This window comes from Paenochrobactrum sp. BZR 201-1, assembly GCF_044987585.2.
Classification (GTDB): Bacteria; Pseudomonadota; Alphaproteobacteria; order Rhizobiales; family Rhizobiaceae; genus Paenochrobactrum; species Paenochrobactrum pullorum.
In genome coordinates this window covers 1-19,981 of record NZ_JBJDRZ020000023.1, presented here as the reverse complement: position 1 = coordinate 19,981, position 19,981 = coordinate 1, and the positions used below count along the sequence as shown (strand labels likewise).

General features: G+C 48.2%; 18 protein-coding genes. 3 read left to right on the top strand and 15 right to left on the bottom strand.

Translation table 11 applies throughout. The annotated features are described in order from the left end of the window. Positions 1-367: 367 nt before the first annotated feature. Positions 368-709: a preprotein translocase subunit YajC gene (gene yajC / locus ACI0FR_RS12975; protein ID WP_374833214.1), complete on the bottom strand. Its 342-nt coding sequence runs from the start codon at positions 707-709 to the stop codon at positions 368-370. Positions 710-925: 216 nt separating this feature from the next. Between yajC and ACI0FR_RS12970 the strand changes: the two genes are divergently transcribed. Further along, positions 926-1,801 (top strand): ATP-binding protein, encoded by an 876-nt coding sequence (locus ACI0FR_RS12970; protein WP_404906234.1) that lies wholly within the window; start codon positions 926-928, stop codon positions 1,799-1,801. Positions 1,802-1,887: 86 nt separating this feature from the next. Here the strand turns inward: ACI0FR_RS12970 and ACI0FR_RS12965 are convergent, their stop codons facing one another. The 12 genes from ACI0FR_RS12965 to ACI0FR_RS12910 all read right to left on the bottom strand — a co-directional run bounded on the left by ACI0FR_RS12965 (position 1,888) and on the right by ACI0FR_RS12910 (position 16,925). Next, positions 1,888-3,264 (bottom strand): LysM peptidoglycan-binding domain-containing protein, encoded by a 1,377-nt coding sequence (locus ACI0FR_RS12965; RefSeq protein WP_374833210.1) that lies wholly within the window; start codon positions 3,262-3,264, stop codon positions 1,888-1,890. Positions 3,265-3,508: 244 nt separating this feature from the next. Further along, positions 3,509-4,147 carry a protein-L-isoaspartate(D-aspartate) O-methyltransferase gene (locus ACI0FR_RS12960; RefSeq protein WP_404909702.1) on the bottom strand — a complete coding sequence of 213 codons (639 nt, stop codon included), beginning with the start codon at positions 4,145-4,147 and terminating at the stop codon, positions 3,509-3,511. A 131-nt stretch (positions 4,148-4,278) separates the two neighbouring features. Continuing rightward, the gene (gene serS, locus ACI0FR_RS12955) at positions 4,279-5,562 is read right to left on the bottom strand and encodes a serine--tRNA ligase (RefSeq protein WP_374833206.1); all 1,284 of its coding nucleotides are present in this window, start codon (positions 5,560-5,562) and stop codon (positions 4,279-4,281) included. 82 nt (positions 5,563-5,644) lie between these two features. Beyond that, positions 5,645-6,460, bottom strand: a complete 816-nt coding sequence (gene tatC / locus ACI0FR_RS12950; RefSeq protein WP_374833204.1) for a twin-arginine translocase subunit TatC — start codon at positions 6,458-6,460, stop codon at positions 5,645-5,647. Continuing rightward, on the bottom strand, positions 6,457-7,170 hold the full coding sequence (tatB, locus tag ACI0FR_RS12945) for a Sec-independent protein translocase protein TatB (RefSeq protein WP_404909704.1): 714 nt from the start codon (positions 7,168-7,170) through the stop codon (positions 6,457-6,459). Before tatB ends, tatC begins: the two co-directional genes overlap by 4 nt. Before the next feature lie 183 nt (positions 7,171-7,353). Continuing rightward, on the bottom strand, positions 7,354-7,572 hold the full coding sequence (locus ACI0FR_RS12940) for a twin-arginine translocase TatA/TatE family subunit (RefSeq protein ID WP_374833200.1): 219 nt from the start codon (positions 7,570-7,572) through the stop codon (positions 7,354-7,356). Between the two features lie 352 nt (positions 7,573-7,924). Then, positions 7,925-8,647, bottom strand: coding sequence for an SMC-Scp complex subunit ScpB (gene scpB, locus ACI0FR_RS12935; protein WP_374833198.1), 723 nt, complete (start codon positions 8,645-8,647; stop codon positions 7,925-7,927). Between the two features lie 5 nt (positions 8,648-8,652). Then, positions 8,653-9,495, bottom strand: coding sequence for a segregation and condensation protein A (locus ACI0FR_RS12930; protein ID WP_404906237.1), 843 nt, complete (start codon positions 9,493-9,495; stop codon positions 8,653-8,655). A gap of 22 nt (positions 9,496-9,517) precedes the next feature. Continuing rightward, positions 9,518-10,537 (bottom strand): beta-N-acetylhexosaminidase, encoded by a 1,020-nt coding sequence (nagZ, locus tag ACI0FR_RS12925; protein WP_404906238.1) that lies wholly within the window; start codon positions 10,535-10,537, stop codon positions 9,518-9,520. A 157-nt stretch (positions 10,538-10,694) separates the two neighbouring features. Continuing rightward, positions 10,695-13,634: an SPOR domain-containing protein gene (locus tag ACI0FR_RS12920; protein ID WP_404906239.1), complete on the bottom strand. Its 2,940-nt coding sequence runs from the start codon at positions 13,632-13,634 to the stop codon at positions 10,695-10,697. 204 nt (positions 13,635-13,838) lie between these two features. Continuing rightward, entirely contained in the window at positions 13,839-15,596 is a 1,758-nt protein-coding gene (argS, locus tag ACI0FR_RS12915) for an arginine--tRNA ligase (RefSeq protein WP_374833190.1), read from the bottom strand. A gap of 123 nt (positions 15,597-15,719) precedes the next feature. Beyond that, on the bottom strand, positions 15,720-16,925 hold the full coding sequence (locus ACI0FR_RS12910) for a deoxyguanosinetriphosphate triphosphohydrolase (RefSeq protein ID WP_404906240.1): 1,206 nt from the start codon (positions 16,923-16,925) through the stop codon (positions 15,720-15,722). Between the two features lie 204 nt (positions 16,926-17,129). On the opposite strand from ACI0FR_RS12910, the gene erpA reads away from it, so the two are divergent. After that, on the top strand, positions 17,130-17,456 hold the full coding sequence (gene erpA, locus ACI0FR_RS12905; protein WP_374833186.1) for an iron-sulfur cluster insertion protein ErpA: 327 nt from the start codon (positions 17,130-17,132) through the stop codon (positions 17,454-17,456). A gap of 105 nt (positions 17,457-17,561) precedes the next feature. After that, positions 17,562-18,350 carry an exodeoxyribonuclease III gene (gene xth / locus ACI0FR_RS12900; protein WP_404906241.1) on the top strand — a complete coding sequence of 263 codons (789 nt, stop codon included), beginning with the start codon at positions 17,562-17,564 and terminating at the stop codon, positions 18,348-18,350. Between the two features lie 163 nt (positions 18,351-18,513). Here xth and ACI0FR_RS12895 read toward each other — a convergent pair whose 3' ends face one another. Both ACI0FR_RS12895 and ACI0FR_RS12890 read right to left on the bottom strand, forming a co-directional pair. Next, the gene (locus ACI0FR_RS12895; RefSeq protein ID WP_404906242.1) at positions 18,514-19,341 is read right to left on the bottom strand and encodes a tetratricopeptide repeat protein; all 828 of its coding nucleotides are present in this window, start codon (positions 19,339-19,341) and stop codon (positions 18,514-18,516) included. Between the two features lie 414 nt (positions 19,342-19,755). After that, positions 19,756-19,981 (bottom strand): GDYXXLXY domain-containing protein (locus ACI0FR_RS12890; protein WP_461667951.1); only part of this gene is annotated, 226 nt, incomplete at its 5' end.

Below are 19,981 nucleotides of genomic sequence, written 5' to 3'. Positions count from 1 at the left end.
AGGCTGCCACAAAGACGAGCTTATGTTCCTGACATATTCCTAGCGGTAGCCATTATGTCAGGTTTGGGATATGCTTCGGCATATGAAGCCCGACCGCCTGTTTGCAGTCAGATAGAGACAATAAATGCAGCATAAGATGCGCGTGCCTCAGTAGTGATCCCATTACGCCTCAATGTGGTGAGCCGCACACTACGATTCGACTTTATGTTTTTTTTGCGGCCAAGTCCACCCTGCAAACTCAACTAGTGGATAAATATGAATTTCAATAACGATATTAAAAAAACAAAAATACCGCATACCTGATCTGATAATCAGTATTATGCGGTATTTTAAAAACTGCTCAATTACTTAAGCAGACAACCAAGAATTACTTGCTCTTATTGTCAGCAACTGGTTCACCTTTATTGCGAACATCAGCAATTGTGGTGCGCAATACTTTGATGCGTACACCCTCAGAAATTTCCACTTCCAGTTCACCATCATCGGAAACCTTGGTCACTTTACCAAGAATACCGCCACCGGTTACGACACTGTCGCCACGACGAATTGCTGCCAGCTGTTCCTGACGCTTTTTCATCTGCGTGCGCTGAGGGCGAATGATGAGGAAATACATAACAACAAAGATGAGAACGAACGGCAGAATGCTCATGAGCATATCAGGACCAAATGGCGAACCTGCTGTTTGTGCGTAGGCCGGGGTAATGAACATGCGGGATATCTCCTTTAAACCCTCAATCAAAAGGCAATTAATACCGGCATTACAATGGTTATTGCGGCAATTGCAACAGTTGCAAAGCAATAGAGGCCACTTTTCCCTTATCGATTGCCATGTTACACCTCTTTTCAGCCACATGATAACAAAATGGGTGCTTAAAAACGCCCGAGCAGGGAATGTCATTAAACCGTGGCTTAGACTGGAAAATGCATGAGTAATAAAAGTCCGACAACCGATACGCTTGAAAATAAGCTTGATCGTCTGATTGCTGCTGTTGAGCGTTTGTCCGCCCCACTGCCCGCTACACCAGATTTCGAGCAAGCAGACTGCTTCGTCTGGGAACCGGAGCAAACCTATTTGGCACCGGTTGAATCCGTCAATCGCGTTGATATTGATCTCATTCAAGGCGTTGATCTGGTGCGTGACCAATTGGTGGAAAATACCACACGCTTTGCCAAAGGCTATCCGGCCAATAATGTGCTTCTATGGGGCGCACGCGGCATGGGCAAATCATCCCTTGTCAAAGCATCGCACGCCAGCATCAATGCAGCACGTGGTGACGAACCAGCCTTAAAACTGATTGAAATTCACCGCGAAGATATTGATTCATTGCCGGCATTGATGAACCTCATCAAAAAAGCACCTTACCGCTTTATATTGTTTTGCGATGATTTGTCGTTCGACCATGACGACACATCATACAAATCACTAAAAGCAGCGCTTGATGGCGGTGTTGAAGGCCGCTCCTCCAATGTGATCTTCTACGCAACATCCAACCGCCGTCATTTAATGCCGCGTGATATGATTGATAATGAGCGCTCAAGCGCCATTAATCCATCAGAAGCGATTGAAGAGAAAGTCTCGCTCTCGGATCGCTTTGGCCTTTGGCTCGGCTTTCATAAATGTAGTCAGGATGATTATCTGGCAATGATCGACGGCTATGCAACACATTACAAACTGCCGGTCGAGCAAGAGCAGCTGCATCGTGAAGCCCTCACCTGGTCTGCGACCCGGGGCCATCGTTCAGGTCGGGTTGCATGGCAGTTCATCCAAGATCTGGCCGGACGTTTGCGCATTCGCATCTAGCATCAAAAAAACTTACCTTCATCAGAGAAAAAGCCCCGAAAGCGATTATCTTTCAGGGCTTTTTCGTAGCTTTATTTGCGGAAATATCAGCTTTCGAGATATTTATTCGGATTAACCGGCGTTGAATTTTTACGCACTTCAAAATGCAGTTTTGGTGATTTTGCATTACCGGTCATTCCGGATTTGGCAATTTCATCACCGCGACGCACTTTCTGGCCACGTTGCACTGTAATAGCGCTATTATGACCATAGACCGTCACCAGACCATTATCATGGCGGACAAGAACCGTATTACCGAATTCCTTCAAGCCATCGCCTGAATAGATCACAACACCGTTTTCAGCTGCTTTGACCGGCGTGCCTTCCGGAACCATGATGTCGATACCGTCATTCACGCTTGTGCCTTCACGCTGACCATAACTGGACAGGATACGGCCACGAACAGGCCAGCGCATCTGTGAAATGCCGGTTGATGACGGTGCGATGGATGCATCTTTCTGCGCATCTTCAATTACCTGATTGCTGGCTTTGGGCGGTGTGTAAGGTTTAACTTCATTTGCCTGATTATTGGCAGCCGGTGTGGTTTTAATTGCATCAACCGCACTTTGCTGCGGCGCAACAGATGCCACTTGCTGTGGCGAAGTCACTGCACCCTTAGGCGGAATAATCAGAGACTGACCAACACGGATCGCACCATTGCTCAGGCCATTAGCTTTTTTCAGCTCATCAACAGAAATGCCGTGGCTTTGTGCAATTGCACTGAGGGAATCGCCAGCTTTGACCTGATAGCCACCTGACGCAATAGCAGTCTTGGCAGCAGCAACATTTTGCTGAACTGTTGTTGCAGAAGCAGGAATTTGACCCAAAACCTGTTCTTTTGCACCATTCAGCTGACCTTGTGCGGCCGTTCCTGCTGCAGCCAGCACAGCACCACCAGCCGGAATTTTCAATGTCTGGCCAATTTTAATATTATTAGCGTCGGTAATACCATTGGCCTGCATCAGATCGGCAGGGCTTACGCCGGCACGACGCGCAATACCATAAAGAGAATCACCCGACTGAACCACCATACTGCTTGCAGCGGCACCGGCTGCGGCAGTTGCCTGACCGATCTGGCTATTGGCCTGATCCGTTATATTTTGTCTGGCTTGATTATACTGGTCATTTGCCGATTGCTGAACGGAAGCAACAACCGAACCACTCGAAACCGGCGGCAATTCATTACGCTGCACTGTTCCTGAAGAAACCGGCTGCACTGATGCTGTATAACCGCCATCGACTTGCTGACCCGAACTATTCACAGGTGCCGATGGTGTCGCGGACGCATAAAGCCCGTCGGAAAAACGCATCGTATCGGCACTGCAACCCGCTGCAAATCCGGCGATCAGAACGATAGCGACGTTCCGCATCAGGCGCTCGGACGTTTGCTGTAAAATTCTGATACGCATATTGAACCCGTCCATACTCAAACTCTATAGACTGATTAAAACGCGTTAATGTTACTCTCTGGTTAAAATTCGTAAATTCGATGAAAAATATTTATAAATTAGATACCATAAGGCTTAAAATAAACCTGAAGACGGCTAAACCGGTTATTTTCTTTCAAGATCAAAAATTCAATTTCAGCTGAAAATTCACTCGTTTCAACCAAAAGACAGTCTTCATCTCATAAAGATGGTGAACTCTGTTATTTTATCAAGAATCATTTTAAAGAACGGATGAAAGCCCGTCGATAAACGGCTGATAACGCACATAGAGCAACTCTTCCTGCTCAAAACGACTGCCTACTTTAGATAATTTGGTCATAACCTGAACAGCATCGCCCGGCCCTACCGGCGCAATCAGCACGCCATGCGTTGCCAATAAATCAATGTAATGTTTTGGCAGCTCTTCAAATGCAACCCACGAGATAATACGGTCAAACGGCCCGCCTGCCGCGCCATGACGACCATCAGCATGTTTGACGTTGATATTTTCAATCTGTAACGCTTGAATGCAGCTACGCGCATGTTCACAAAGACTGCGATAACGGTCGAGACTGGTAACGCGTGTCGCCAATCGCCCCATCACGGCAGCGGTAAAACCAGAGCCGGTACCAATTTCCAAAATGCGGTGATTCTGCTCAATATTCAGCGCCGATAAAATACGGGTCTGTTCATCAAGGCTCTCAATATATTCACCGCATGGCAGTGGAATGGTGCGGGATGAATAAGCCAAATCCATCCAGTTTACATCAATGAAACTCTGCCGCTGCACAGATTCGATTGCGGCAAACAAACGTGGATCGTGCAAGCCTATGGCACGCATACGCAAGACGAATGCAGCAAAGCCCTCCCGTTCCGACATTTTTGGCCGCTTATGTGCAGAGGCTCGGTTCATCTAGTCCGCTCCATGCCCGAAGCAATAGAACCGCTTCGGAATTTTCGAGTACCTGCCGGATCATCAATATCCGGCAGGGATTCTTTACTCGAAAAAACTTAAATAATTTTTTCGATTTTAGTCATGCCGCCCATATAAGGCACCAGCACGTCTGGTACGATAATGCTGCCATCTTCCTGCTGATAGTTTTCAATCACAGCAATAAGCGCACGCCCAACAGCTACACCCGAACCATTGAGCGTATAAACGTGACGGGTGTTTTTCTCACCTTCCACACGGTAGCGCGCGTTCATACGGCGCCCTTGGAAATCACCGCAGACCGAGCAGCTGGAAATTTCACGATATGTTTTCTGACCTGGAATCCAAGCTTCAATGTCATAGGTTTTTTGTGCGCCAAAACCCATGTCGCCGGTGCAAAGCACAACAGTGCGGAATGGAATATCCAAGCGTTTCAGCACCTCTTCCGCACAAGCGGTCATGCGTTCATGTTCATCAATCGCATTTTCTGCATTGGTGATCGAAACCATTTCCACTTTGAGGAACTGGTGCTGACGCAGCATACCGCGTGTATCACGACCAGCTGAGCCTGCTTCTGAACGGAAGCAAGGAGTGAGCGCCGTAAAACGAAGCGGCAATGTGCGGCCATCAAGGATTTCCTGCGCCACCAGATTGGTCAGCGGCACTTCCGAGGTCGGAATCAGCCAGCGACCATCCGTGGTGCGGAACAGGTCTTCGGTAAATTTCGGCAATTGGCCGGTGCCATACATCGCATCATCACGCACCATCAGCGGGGGCATCACTTCCGTGTAACCATGCTCGGTTGTATGCAAATCAAGCATGAACTGACCCAGAGCACGCTCGAGACGCGCCAAAGCGCCTGTCAGCACGGTGAAACGTGAACCGGCAATTTTAGCCGCACGTTCAAAATTCATAAGCCCGAGGTTTTCGCCGATCTCAAAGTGTTCTTTCGGTTCAAAGGCAAAATTCTTCTGATTGCCAACGCGGCGAATTTCCACATTGTCGTTTTCATCCTGACCAAGCGGCACGGATTCCAGCGGAATATTCGGCAGAACCGAAAGAGCCGTTGTCAGCTCCTGATTAAGACGGCGTTCTTCCTCCTCAGCTTCGCTTAAGAAATTTTTCAGCTCGCCCACTTCGCTTTTCAGTTTCTCGGCTGTTTCCATATCTTTAGAAGCCATCGCCTTGCCGATTTCTTTGGATGCTGCATTGCGACGCTCCTGCGCTTCCTGCACCTTGGAAATATGCAGGCGGCGCTGTTCATCCAGCGCAATCAAATGTGCGGATTGAGGAGCAACACCACGTTTTTGCAAAGCTGCATCGAAACCTTCAGGGTTTTCGCGGATCCATTTGATATCATGCATGAGAAAAGCCGTTTCACAAAAATTATACATTATAAGGATCACCCACTATAAGCGGGTGATCCTTAATTCTTTTTAGCCGATTTTACTCTTCAGATGAACTCTCATCTGTATTGTTATTTTCTGCTCTTTTACGCTCAATCATACGAGCCATAATAATCGAAACTTCATAAAGCAGAATAGTCGGAATTGCCAAACCGATCTGGCTTGCAGGATCCGGCGGGGTCAAGACGGCTGCCACTACGAAAGCAATCACGATGGCATATTTGCGTTTGTCTTTCAGGCCTTGTGAGGTTAGCAAGCCGACACGCGCCATCAGGCTGGTAACAACCGGCAACTGGAACACCAGACCGAAAGCCACGATCAGTGTCATGATAAGGCTGAGATATTCCGAAACCTTGGGCAAAAGCGAAATCTGAACTTCGCCGCCGCCGCCAGCTTGCTGCATGGCAAGGAAGAACCACATCACCATCGGGATGAAAAAGAAATAGACCAGCGCCGCGCCAAAAAGAAACAATAAAGGCGAAGCAATCAAAAACGGCAAAAATGCCATTCTTTCGTGTTTATAAAGACCAGGGGCCACAAATTTGTAAATTTGCGATGCAATGATCGGAAACGCCAGAACAAGGCCACCAAACATCGCAACCTTCACCTGTGTAAAGAAAAACTCTTGCGGTGCCGTATAGATCAGCTCGGCCTTGGAGCGATCCAATCCCGCCCAATCAATCGCCCACTGGTAAGGCACAACAAGTAGATTGAACAACTGCTTGGCGAAGGCAAAACAGAGAATAAAGGCGACAAAAAACGCCAAAATCGCCCAGATCAGACGGCGACGCAGTTCAATCAAGTGCTCAAGGAGCGGAGCTGCGCTCTGCTCGATCTCATCTTCGTTTTTGGTCACTCATTCGTTCCTGTCGTTTTGGCAGCAGGTTTTTTAGCAGGTGCTTTCTTGGTCGTCACCTTTTTAGGCGCAGCCGGTTTTGCATCAGCAGTTTTAGCCAGAGCAGCCTTTGCCGCTGTAGTGTTAGCAGGCTTTGCTGCTGCCTTAGCAGCCGGTGTTTTGGCTGGTGCCGGGCCTGCTGCTTTCGCCGTTTTCTTTGTTTTAGGCGCAGGCTTAGTTTTTACCTGTTTGACAACGTCAGCCTTTACCTTTTCAGGTGTTTCATCCGACAAATTCTTCTTCACAGCTTCTGCAATCGCATCTGATGGCGATTTTGTTTCAATCACAGGTGCTGACGCTTCCGCTTCAACCGTTTTTTCAGCATCTTTATAAACAGAAGAATCTACAGGCTTTGCTGATTGCTCCGGCTTTGGCGATTGATTGAGGCTTGCTTTCAGATCATTACCGGCAGAGCGGATCGGATCGAAAACTTGCGTCATTTTTCCGCGCGGGTCGAGCTTGCGTGTTTCATCAATGATATTTTTCACATCATCCAGCTCGGCTTCTTTCAAAGCTTCGTCAAACTGACGTTTAAATTCATTGGCGGTGGTGCGCATGCGCGCTGTAGCCTTGCCGAAAGCACGCAGCATTTTCGGCAAATCTTTAGGCCCGACAACCACAACCATCACGATTGCGATCACAAGAATTTCGGACCAACCAACATCAAGCATTTTATACCCTCGCGCTTATCTGCGCTTAATTGTTAAATAACCGGCAGACGCAAGGTCTTATTTTTTTAAAATGAAAACCAGACCTGAACGCAGAGCCAAAACAAGCTCAGCCCGGATAAACCAAACAGCAGATATTGAAACGATTACAGCGGATATTTCTCACTGCAATCGTTCAAAAAGCAATTATGACTTTGTTGTCTTCTTAGCTGGACGAACAGCTTCTTCCGCATCGTTTTCGATGGTTTTGCCGTCCTCTTTGGTTTCGTCCTCGTTCATGCCCTGCTTGAAGTTTTTGATGCCTTTGGCAACATCACCCATCAATTCAGGGATTTTGCCACGGCCAAACAACAACAACACGACAGCAAGCACAATCAGCCAATGCCAAATTGAAAAACTACCCATAATATTCCTCTCTTTGCCGCACCTGCTACGGCATTAAACGTGATTAATCCGATTTAATCATTTTGGCGTTATCTTTCAAACAGAACTATCACAGTGTCCAGTCCTGTAGATGCGTCCTCACCGGATTTTTTCAGCTGAAACACCGTATTTCATATGTTTAATGGCAACAAAAGCATTTGTTTTGTCACATTAGCATAAATTATGCTGATAATCTTTTTTTATGAAATGCAATAAACCAATACCGGAATGAATGGATAGATGCCTGATCATGCCTTTAAAGCCGAATAATACACGCACTAAACAGTCGCGACTAATCAAGCTTAAAAACGATTTGATTCGTATTTTTTTAAGATTATTCCTCATTGTCGAGCGGTGTCAGCAGCCCCATATCCTCGACATTGACCTCATCAAGCGGTACTTCATCGGCGGTCAATTCATCCAGATCAATATCTGGCGAAGCGATCTTGAAACCAGCCGGAATACGGCCAGACAACAATCCTGCCCCGCGCAATTCTTCCAATCCCGGCAGATCGCGAATATCGCTCAAACCAAAATGATCAATAAATGCTTCCGTCGTTCCATAGGTGACAGGACGACCAGGCGTACGCCGCCGTCCGCGCAGTTTAATCCATCCCGTCTCCATCAACACATCCAATGTGCCTTTGGAGGTTTCAACACCGCGAATATCTTCCAATTCTGCACGTGTAACCGGCTGATGATAGGCAATGATGGCCAGTACTTCCAATGCAGCTCTTGAAAGCTTGCGCTGCTGGACAATTTCCTTGCTCATCAAATGCGCCAGATCGGGAGCTGTACGAAAGCACCATGCCTCGCCGCGCTTTACCAGATTGACCCCGCGCAGACGATAATCATGCTGTAAGTGCTCAAGCACTTTGTCCAAAGCTATATCTGTAATGCGCTCACTTAAAGCAGCCAGTGAAACCGGCTGGGCAGAGGCAAAAATAATAGCTTCAACTTTTCTGACCGCCTCATCAAATTTCAAACGCTCGGCCGCATCTTCGGGACTAAGTACTTCCGGCAGCGCCGACTGCAATTGCCTTGTCGTATCCGCCATTTCCCTCAATCCTCTTCTCGCCTGATAGGCGTGACCAGATTGCGTCTTTCAGACTGGCGCATATAAACCGGCTCGAATGCGGAGGCTTGTTTTATTTCAAGCTTGCCTTCACGTACCAGTTCAAGGCTTGCCGCAAAAGAACTGGCAAGGGCGGAAACACGCTTATCGGGTGCAATCAAATAGCGAATTAAAAACTGGTCCAGCGCCATCCAATCATCAATCTCTCCGATCATACCAGTGAGAATATCACGCGCATCTTTGAGTGACCACACGGCACGGGAGCTGATTTCTACCTGATTTACACTCATGCGCTGACGCTGCGTCGTATAGGCAGAAAGCAGCTCATAAAGAGAGGCCTCAAAAAGACTGGTTTTATCGACAATCACCATTTCCGGTGCGCCACGTTTAAAAAACTCCCGCCCCAACTGATTGCGATTAACCAGCCGCACCGCCGCCTCACGCATCGCCTCCAGTCGCTTGAGCCGAAATTGCAGCATAGCCGCAAGCTCTTCACCGGTTTCGCCTTTATCATCTGCTTGTTTCGGGATCAGCAATTTAGACTTCAAAAACGCAAGCCATGCTGCCATCACCAGATAATCGGCGGCCAGCTCAAGACGTAATACCCGCGCTTGCTCGATGAAATCGAGATATTGCTCAGCCAGTGACTGAACGGAAATACGGGTTAAATCCACTTTCTGAGTGCGTGCCAGATGAAGAAGCAAGTCAAGCGGCCCTTCAAAGCCCTCAATATCAATTTGTAGCGGCGGATCTTGCGATGCGTCACCATCCTGCCAAAGCGCTTCCAAAGGCGCTATCGGCTCAATTATACCGGCTTTCTGATCGGCCAAGGGCTGTTTTTCCGCGTTTCAGTTAAGCTTCAACATTAAAAATGCGTGCAAACTCTGCGCGCAACTCATCCTCATTAGAAAGATCGGGCTCGCCTACATAAGAAAGCGCCAAATCAGCACGTCGTTTGGCTTTGCCTTCAAGCGCAATGGTTCGTGCAGCAACTTTCTGCATTTCTTCGATATCGCCGCTGCAATGCAAAACGATGTCACAACCAGCGGTGATAATTGCTTCGGCCAGATCACCAAGATCACCGGAAAGCGCCTTCATCGAAATATCATCGCTCATCACCAAACCATCAAATTCAAGCACATCGCGAATAATGGTTCTAATTACTGTATCCGATAAGGTTGCCGGCAATTCAGGGTCGATCGTTTCAAATACCACATGCGCCGTCATGGCCATCGGCAAATCATTGAGTGCTTTGAAGGGCACAAAATCATGAGCAACTAAATCTGCCAGCGGAACATTGACCCGCGCCAGTTCTTTATGGGTATCGCAAAAAGCACGACCATGACCCGGCATATGTTTAACCACAGGCAAAACACCGCCCGCAAGCAAACCTTCCGCAGTCTGTCGACCCAGCAACGTCACAATCTCGGGATCATACGCATAAGCGCGATCACCGATGACTTCATGTGCTCCTTCAACCGGAACGTCCAGCACAGGCATGCAATTGACATTGATGCCGACCGACAGCAAATCAAAAGCATGCAAGCGGCCAAGCAACCAAGCTGCACGCAATCCCTGTTCCGCATTGCGCTTATAAACATCGCCAATCATGCGCGCTGAAGGATAATTGGACGCCAATGGCGGGCGAAGGCGCTGTACACGTCCGCCTTCCTGATCGACAAAAATCGGCAAATCAGAACGTCCTGTCGCATCACAAAGCGATGTGGTTAGTTCATTGAGCTGTTCAATGCTCTCAACATTACGCGTAAAAAGAATTGCGCCCCATGGATTGACTTCACGAAAGAACGAAAATTCCTCAGCACTGAGCTCAGTACCAGCAACACCTGCAATCATCGCTTTGCACTTAGCCATGCAATCGGATCCTCTCAAAAAATGACTTTAATCCAGTTATCATAACTGAATTTGATGATGCAAAACATAGACAAAGGGCACACTCATTCAAGAGTGAACCCTTTGCAAGTCTACTATATTTTATGAAGACAAGTCACTGTCATTCATTGTTGTTTTTTTACTGCGTTACAAAGCAACTGCCACCGGCATTTTTCAAACGTTCACACAAAGCATTGGCTTCGGCCTTCGTACCGCCGGAAATACGAACGCGGTAATAAGTACCCTTGCCTGGAATATCAGCTTTACGAATATCTACAGCACGCCCGCCAATGATATTGGCATATTTCTGCCCCATAGACGCAAAGGACTTCTGCGCCAGTTCGGCAGATGGCTGTGAAGCAATCTGGATGTAATATCCACCTGCAGCCGGTGCTGCAGGCGTTTCGCTCACTGCTGGCGTTGCCGGTGTTGTCGCCACAACATTGGTTGGTTGCTGAGCCGGACGCGACGGCGCTACAGGCACTTGCGTTGGCGGCGTGAAGTTTTGTGTCTCCACCGTACGAGCTGGTGCAACGGGTGCACTTGCCGGCACATTTGTTTGCGTATTGGCTGTCTCAGCAGGGGTCAGCGCCGACGATTCAATAATATTTTCCGGTGTCAGCTCTGCCGGTTCCGGCGCAACAGGCGTTACCGAACGTGGTGCTTCAGCTGGCTGCTGCACGATCGTACCATCAGGGCGAACAACCATTGTCTGCACTGTACGCGGTACGATCAGTGGTTCTTCTTCTGTGGCAGGGCTATTATTGGTCGCCGTGATTGTATCATTGCGATCTTCATTAAAGCTGCCAAACTCATCTTCATCCGCGGCCAGATCAACCGGATCCTCCTGCGCTGTCACCAGAGATTTTTGCTCTGGATTCTGCGGTATGGTACCGGCAACACGCTCATATACAGCTTTATCCTGATTAGGAACCGTCGCACCACCCGGATTTTCCGGTTGCATTTTAACCGGCTGGTTATCGGAGCGAATGATGACCGGCTCGCCGGAATTCATGCCACCGCCAATAAAGTGATAAGCAATTCCACCAATAAGTACCAGCACACCGGCAGCTGTCGCCAATAGCATAGCACGACGCCCACGCACCGGACGCTCGCGGTAAGCATCAGCTGCGGCACCTAAATCTTCATCCAAGGAATAAGGAGCAACGGGAGCTTGCTGCGCGCCCGCACCATTACTACCATCAGCCCAATGATTATAGAAATCATCCTGACTACCGGTTGGTGCTTGCGATGCTGGCGCTTGATTTCTGGCGCCCAAACCAGCACCAATAGCAGCGCCCGCCGCCAAGCCGCCGGCCAATGCAGTATTGGAAGGGGAAAAATCTGCATAACTCTCGCGGAAAATATCTTCAAAGGCACGATCAGCCGATGCAGCTTCTTCAACAGGCGCTGGCGTCTCTTCGACATTGATTGCACTGAATACATCGGCAAATTCGGCTTCCAGCTGATTGAGGCCGGCATTTTCAGGCTCATCATAATAAGGTACTTCAGGTAAATCCAAAGGCTGGGTCTGTTCGACCTTGGCCTCGGAAACACTCATTGTTTCCACATCTGGTGCAGGTACCGAGAAACTCGAACGTTGCGCTGCATAATGCGGGAACGGCGCAGGCTGGCGCTCTTCTTCGGAAATCGCATGCGCAAAGACAGGTGTTTTTTCAACAACCTTATCGGTGGCGTCTTGCAGCTCGGTCTCTTCGATGCCGAAATCAAAATCCTGATCAGAGAAGAAATTTTCCGAAGGCGCATCGGATGGCGAAGCCACAAACTCCTGCCCATCATGCAGCGGCTTATCTTTTTCCCAAGGGAAATAGCTTTGTGCTGACAATTCACGCTCAATGGCTTCGGAGAAATTCTCATCATCCAGTTCAAAAGCATCATCTTGCGGCAAATCCGCCAATGTAGCTTCAAACTCGGCAGATGCCTGATTAAGGGCATTCAGTTCGATATCACTGGTTTCAACTGCAAAGGATGTATCATCAAAGAACATATCCTGTGGCGGCTCATCACTGCTGTGATGAACCGGCTCTGCAGATGAAGCTTGCTCTTGGTAGCTCGCATCCTCGGCATAATAAGTGTCTTCACTCAAAGTCGCAGTTTCTGCAAAGGAAGGTTCATCATAAGAAGCTTGTGTCGATGCAGGTTGATAATTGCCGCTTTCAATCGAAAACTGCGCCGCAAAATCATCTATATTCCCATGTGGCTCAAGCTCTTCAGCGGCTTGGTCAAAAGATGAAAAAACTTCATCTTTAGGTTCATTTTGCAGTTCACTGTAGAGTGGTTCTTCCGGTATATAGACAGATGCAGGCTCTTCATAAGCCGCAGGTGCTGCATCACCAAAGAGCAAATTAGCCAGCTCATCCTCCAGCGATGGTGCAGGGACTGCAGCCGCCGGTGGTGTGTAATCATGGGTTTCCTGCGCTTCGACCTGCGGCTCGGTCTGATAGCTATCCTGATAGCCGGATTGATTGCTTTGATAATGACCAGACAGCACATCTTCATGGCCTGACAAAGCCAAAGCCAGTTCATCTTCCAGCGCGGAATTATATGCCTGATCAGCATATGAATAAGGCTCTTGTGATGCCGGCGTTTCCTGCGCTGCAAAGGTTGGCTGATGATCCTCTTCGGTTACAGGCAGGTTTTCTTCCTCCGCAACATCAGCGGACGCCGGCGGAGACTGCAGATGCTGTGTCAGGCTTCCATAGCCATGCGAGCCCTGATTGTAGCTGGCATAGCTGCGTGCCGATGCACTTCTGTAGCTATCACGGTAATTATCGGCGGCAGTAGCAGCCACCTCAGGCGCTGCGGTTTGTGGTGCGGTCATCTCTGAAAAGACGTCCGGCACATCCTGTCCGAAAAAATCATCATCCAGACCGCCGACCAGTTCACGCTCCAAATCGATCGCGAACATGTCGTCAGACGGAGTTGTATCCTGATGCGTGGATTGAGCTGAAAACAGCTCATCGAAACCGCCGATCTGGGAAAGCTGCATCAGCGGATCATCTTCTTCCTGCACCGGACGCTCGCCGTTCTCGCGGGCTTTATAACTGCTGTCCGTCATGACTTCTTCCTAACTCATACCCTGAAGATATCACACGATATCTGTAACCATTGCAAATACCAGTGCAATGTGGGCAAAAGTTGACAGTCGTTTCCTTTCGAAACCGGCAGAATAAAGCTTCACGATAAAGCTCCATTCTGCAAGTCTTCAACAATGGCCTCACAAGCAGATACCAGACTTTTTGTGTCTGAGTATTTTACCTGATCAGCGCATCTCCGTCGGAGCATCCGCACCAATAATAGTCAGTCCGGATTTAAGAACGTCGGAAACAACCTGCACCAGCCCAAGCCTGGCAAGTGACAAGTTTGTATCGTTAACCTTGATAAAACGTAAATCTTGGTTTTCTGAACCTTTATTCCATTGAGAATGGAACGCAGAAGCCAGATCATACAGGTAAAAAGCCAGTCTATGCGGCTCTTGATGACTTGCAGCGGCCTCAATAAGACGCGGATATTCTGCAAGCTTACGGATCAAAGCCAGTTCACTTTCATCATTCAAAAGACTTAAATGTTCAAAAAGTGATTCTCTTTTGATCTCTTCAAGACCCAATTGTTCACGTGCCTGACGGAAGACTGAGTGACAACGCGCAGAGGCATATTGGACATAGAAAACCGGATTGTCTTTTGACTGCTCGGTTACTTTAGCAAAGTCAAAATCCAGTGCAGCATCGCTCTTGCGATAAAGCATCATGAAACGCACCGGATCACGACCGACCTCATCCACCACATCACGCAGTGTAATAAACTCGCCCGCACGCTTCGACATGCGGACCGGCTCACCATTACGCAACAGCTTGACCATCTGACAGAGCAGAACAGTCAGTTTTGCTTTGCCATCCGATACGGCGCGTGCAACAGCTTCCAAACGTTTGACATAGCCGCCATGATCGGCACCAAGCACATAGATCATTTCGTCAAAGCCGCGATCATACTTATCTTTAAAATAAGCAACGTCAGCAGCAAAATAGGTAAATGAACCGTCAGACTTCATCAAGGCGCGGTCGATATCGTCACCCACTTCGGTAGAGCGGAACAATGTCTGTTCACGATCTTCCCAATCATCCGGCAACTGGCCTTTTGGCGGAGGCAACTTGCCCTTATAGACATGGCCTTTCATGGTCAGATCATTGATAGTCGAGCGGATTGCCTGTGCATGATTGGCATGCAGCGTCTTTTCCGAGAAGAAGAGATCATGATGCACATTGAGCGCTTCAAGATCCGCACGGATCATATCCATCATTGCCTTGATGGTTCGCTCTTTCAAAATCTCAAGACGCTCATCTTCCGGCATTTCCAGAAGCTTGCTGCCAAATTCCTCAGTCAGCGCTTTGCCAACCGGCACCAGATAATCGCCCGGATAAAGACCAGAAGGAATTTCGCCAATATCTTCGCCAAGCGCTTCGCGGTAACGCAACATCACAGATTTGGCGACAACATCAATCTGTGCACCGGCATCATTAATGTAATATTCTTTTGTTACATCATAGCCGCTAAAGGACAAAAGATTGGCAAGCACATCACCAACAACCGCACCACGGCAATGGCCGACATGCATAGGGCCGGTCGGATTGGCAGACACATATTCCACATTGACTTTGCGACCCTCTCCCAGCTTCGAGCGGCCGTAATCGGTACCGGAAGCAAGCATCGTATTAATGCCACGCTGCCAGTAAGCCGGTTTCAAACGCAGATTGATAAAGCCCGGACCTGCAACATCGACCGACTCAACATCGGCATCCTTTTGTAACGCCCGACCAATTTTCTCCGCCAATGCACGTGGATTTTCACCAACCGCTTTAGATAAGACCATAGCCGCATTAGTGGCAATATCACCGTGGCTCGCATCGCGCGGCGGCTCCACTCCGACACGGGAAAGGTCTAATTCACCACCATCTTTTGCTTTAAGATCAATGTCTTGCAGCGTTTTTTTGATACGTTCATCGAAATCTGTAAAGATATTCATGATCTGTCCTGTTTCGCAGAGGCTCTCATCTTTTCAAGCAACCTCTCATGCATAAAATTCCCAAAGCAACAAGCAAGCTTTTGCTAATTCTTATCGATCGCGCTTAAAATCTTTTCCGCCCGATTAAGCCAATTCATCTGTTTGGTCAAACAATCGTCGATGCTCACGCAAAGCATAATTGTCAGTCATACCAGAGATGAAGTCGGCTATGTGACGTGCTTTTGCCGATAAATCCAAAGTTTCCATTTTAGCTTGCCATTCTTGCGGCATCATTTCAGGTTTTGCCTGATATAGATCAAACAAGTTCTGAACCACTTTGTCTGCGATCCGTCGTCGTCGGACGACACTTTCATGGAAATAAAGATTTTTGAACAAATAGCGCTTGAGCTCCCGCTCCTGCTCAAACATCTCCGGCGAAAAGCCGACCAAGGCCGAAGAGTGATTGCGCACATCATCAATGGATTGTGGTTGCAATGCCTCAATGCGGCGCTGTGCTTCCATAATTACAGTTTCGACCATTACGGTGATCTGTCGACGCACCAACTCATAACCCGTGCGCGTATCATCGAGACGGGGGTACTTTGCCCGCACAGTCGCAATCAAATCTCTTGTTAACCTGACATCTTGCAAACCATCAAGCGATAACAGCCCTGCCCGTAAACCATCATCAATGTCGTGGGCATTATAGGCAATGTCATCGGCAATCGCGGCACATTGCGCTTCAAGGCTTGCAAAACTACCCAGCCGCAAATCATATTTTGCGTTAAAATCGAGAACCGGTTGCGGTACGATTTCTTCAACGGCATAAATGCCGGTTAAAGGCCCGTTATGCTTAACCAGCCCTTCAAGCGTTTCCCAGCTAAGATTAAGGCCGTCAAATTCTGCATAGCGCTGCTCCAGCTTGGTCACGATGCGCAAGGACTGTGCATTATGATCAAAACCACCATAATCCTTCATTCGTTCATTGAGCGTATCTTCGCCGGTATGGCCGAATGGTGTGTGACCGAAATCATGTACCAAAGCCACCGCTTCAGCCAAATCTTCATCCAGCCGCAAGGCGCGCGCCAAAGCTCTGGCAATTTGCGCCACTTCAATAGTGTGGGTCAAACGGGTGCGGTAATGGTCGCCCTCATGCGCAATAAAAACTTGTGTCTTATGCTTCAAACGGCGAAACGCGTTGGAGTGAATGATGCGGTCACGATCGCGCTGATAAGGCGTGCGCGTCGGGCTGGCGGCTTCAGGCACCAAACGCCCAAGGCTTTTTGCCGGATCAGCGGCATAAACCGCCCGCTCCCGATAGCCAAAACCAATTCCGTCCAAACTGTTCATTTTATCGTCTGTGTTCCATCACTGTGCTGGTTGCCTGCCTCAAATCATCATGCCGTTTTCTATAGCATAACTTCGTTTTTGTCTTGCAAAGTTTGATAAACCACCATTGACACCAAGGCGGTCAATTCTTAGCTATCATAGATATGACACAAAAGGTGCTGCGATATTATGATAATAGACGCAGATTTTTATCCGGAGCAAACCATGACGGATATATCCGTATCAGATTCAGCCGCCAAGCGGATCGCTAAAATTCTCAGCAGCGAGCCTGATAAGTCAGCCCTGCGCGTTTCTGTCGAGGGGGGTGGCTGCACCGGTTTTTCATATAAATATGAACTGGTGAATGATCAGGAAGACGACGATCTGGTCATTGAAAAAGCCGGAGCCAAGGTGCTGATTGATGCAATCTCTTTTCCGTATCTGGAAGGTTCGGTGATTGATTTCGTCGATGATCTGATGGGGCAATCTTTCCACATCCAAAACCCGAATGCCACCAGCTCATGCGGTTGTGGCACCAGTTTCTCAATCTGATCATACAATGCACGACTTGCTGGCAAGCGGATTTATCTGTGGCAAGCGCTTCCATTTCCCCTATAGCGCTTGCCGTTCCTCTCACAATTCTCTATTCCTGTTTCCATGAAAATCGCGACATGGAATATTAACGGCGTTAAAGCCCGTATCGACAATCTTCTGCACTGGCTGGAAGAATCATCACCCGATATTGCCTGTTTGCAGGAAATAAAATCGGTCGATGACTTGTTTCCGCGGCTGGAGATTGAGGCGCTCGGCTATCATGTGGAAACCCATGGTCAAAAAGGCTTTAATGGCGTCGCTATTCTCTCCAAGAAAACACCGGATGAAGTCATACGCGGCCTGCCCGGCGATGATAGTGACGAGCAATCACGTTTCATTCAGGCACAATTCTCGACGGATAAAGGTGTTTTGCGTGTTGTCTCGCTTTATTTGCCAAACGGTAATCCGGTGGACACGCAAAAATACCCCTATAAGCTTTCATGGATGCGGCGGTTGAACAATTGGGCACAAGAGCATTTAGCACTTGAGGAACCACTTATTCTGGCAGGTGATTATAATATCATTCCTGAAACTAAAGACGCTGAAACGCCTGCCGCTTGGGTTAATGACGCACTCTTCCTGCGCTCATCACGTGTTTTGTTTCGCGAGCTTGAAAATTTAGGCTTCAGTGATGCCTTCCGCGCCACCACAGATGCAGACAAATCCTATTCCTTCTGGGATTATCAAGCTGGTGCATGGCAGAAAAATAATGGCATCCGCATCGATCACCTGATGCTTTCACCGGAAGCTGCTGATCTTTTGGAAACTGTTAATATTGAGAAACATACACGTGGTTGGGAAAAACCATCCGACCATGTGCCGGTCGTCATCACGCTGAAAAATTCATTCTAAAATTTGTTGATTTCACGACTTAGAGCGTGTCGCACTTAATCGTATCCACTGTGCTCGCTCTAGCGTTCTGTTTTTACGCATGTCTTTATCCCAAAACCGGTGCCCACTTTTGGGAGACATGCTCTAAGAGCGCTCGGTTGTGAGCGCTTTTTTTATTGGTTGATTAGTTGCTCTCGGCCATCAGTCTGATCTGATCGCCCCGTCCCCATCGTCCAGCCAAGGCAACAGCATTGCGACGGTCTGCTTCACCTGCCAAGGAAAACGCTTGCTCCTGCATTTCGCGGATCCATGCTTTATCCTGCATATCACAATGTTCAAAAGCCACCGTCAACATAGCAAGGCCCTGCACGGTTTTTCCTGCCTGAAACAGCATATTGCCGAACATGGCTTGCGCACTGGCATGGCCTTTTTGCGCTGAAAGCTGGAACCAGCGTGCAGCCTGCACTGCGTTACGTTCACCTCCCTCACCATTCAACAGCATTTTGCCAAGCTCGTATTGTGCGGAGGGATCACCAAAGCTTGAGGCTGCCTGAACATAGAGATCACGCGCCAATGGCAAATTAGATTTTACATGCGTCCCCGGAATGCCGCGACGGACGTAACCGGCAAGTGCGGTTAATGCATCAGCGACATAGGATTCATTTTGGGAGCCCGGATCGACACCATCACGAACGATTTTTTCAAAAATCTGATACGCGGTAAAATCATCTTCCGGAACGCCGTCACCGTCAGCATACATACGCGCCAGCTTCCAGTTCGCCCCCGGATGACCTTGCTCGGCAGCATAACGAAGTGCCTTTACGGCTTCATCTTTGTGACCACTTTTATAGGCAGAGAAAAAAACTTCAAACGGATTGTTGGATTTTGGCTTTTCCTGAACATCAAAAGCAAAGCCGCTCTGTGTGCCGGCCGCAATACTTAATAAAGCCAAGCCCAGCACAGAGCCGTAAAGATGGCTCTTTATTGGGAATGCAAAATTTTTCAAAGTCATTGCAGTCAACTTCTTTCAATCCCATTGGTCAAAGACGTAAGCGGCACTAAGCAGAAATCATAATCCGACTTCTCGGCGACACTACGACTTTCGGAGGGCAGAATAAGGCATGTTAATGTCACTTGATCTTACCATCCAGATTTAAACCACTGCGTTCTGCGTGGACGAACCGTCACAGAACATCATTGAATAAACTTTATCCCGCTTTGTGGCGGCATAGGGGCAAATTGCCTTCAACTATGCTTAGTATAATTTATTGAAAAAAACTGTTGCGGAATCGCCACATTCGACATTCAAGAAAATATGTTTAACAAAACCCCATGAGCATTTTATAAATAGCACATATTTACATGCACTAAAAATGCAAAGATCGTATATATTTAATCAATAAATTCAAAATTTTACAGAAAACTCTTAATAAAGTGGTTCCTGATACATTTTCGCTCCTTTATTTTGCAGAGCTTTGATTTGCGCGATACCTTCTTTGGAAACCGCGAGAATAGCTGTGATATTATTCTCGCTCAGTTCGCCTTCAATCGCCAAACCTTCACCTTCGGGCACATAATAACGTTCAACACCGAATCGTAGGCGCACATTGCCGCCGGATTGCAGCCAGATCGGATAGACCGTTTCACCCTTA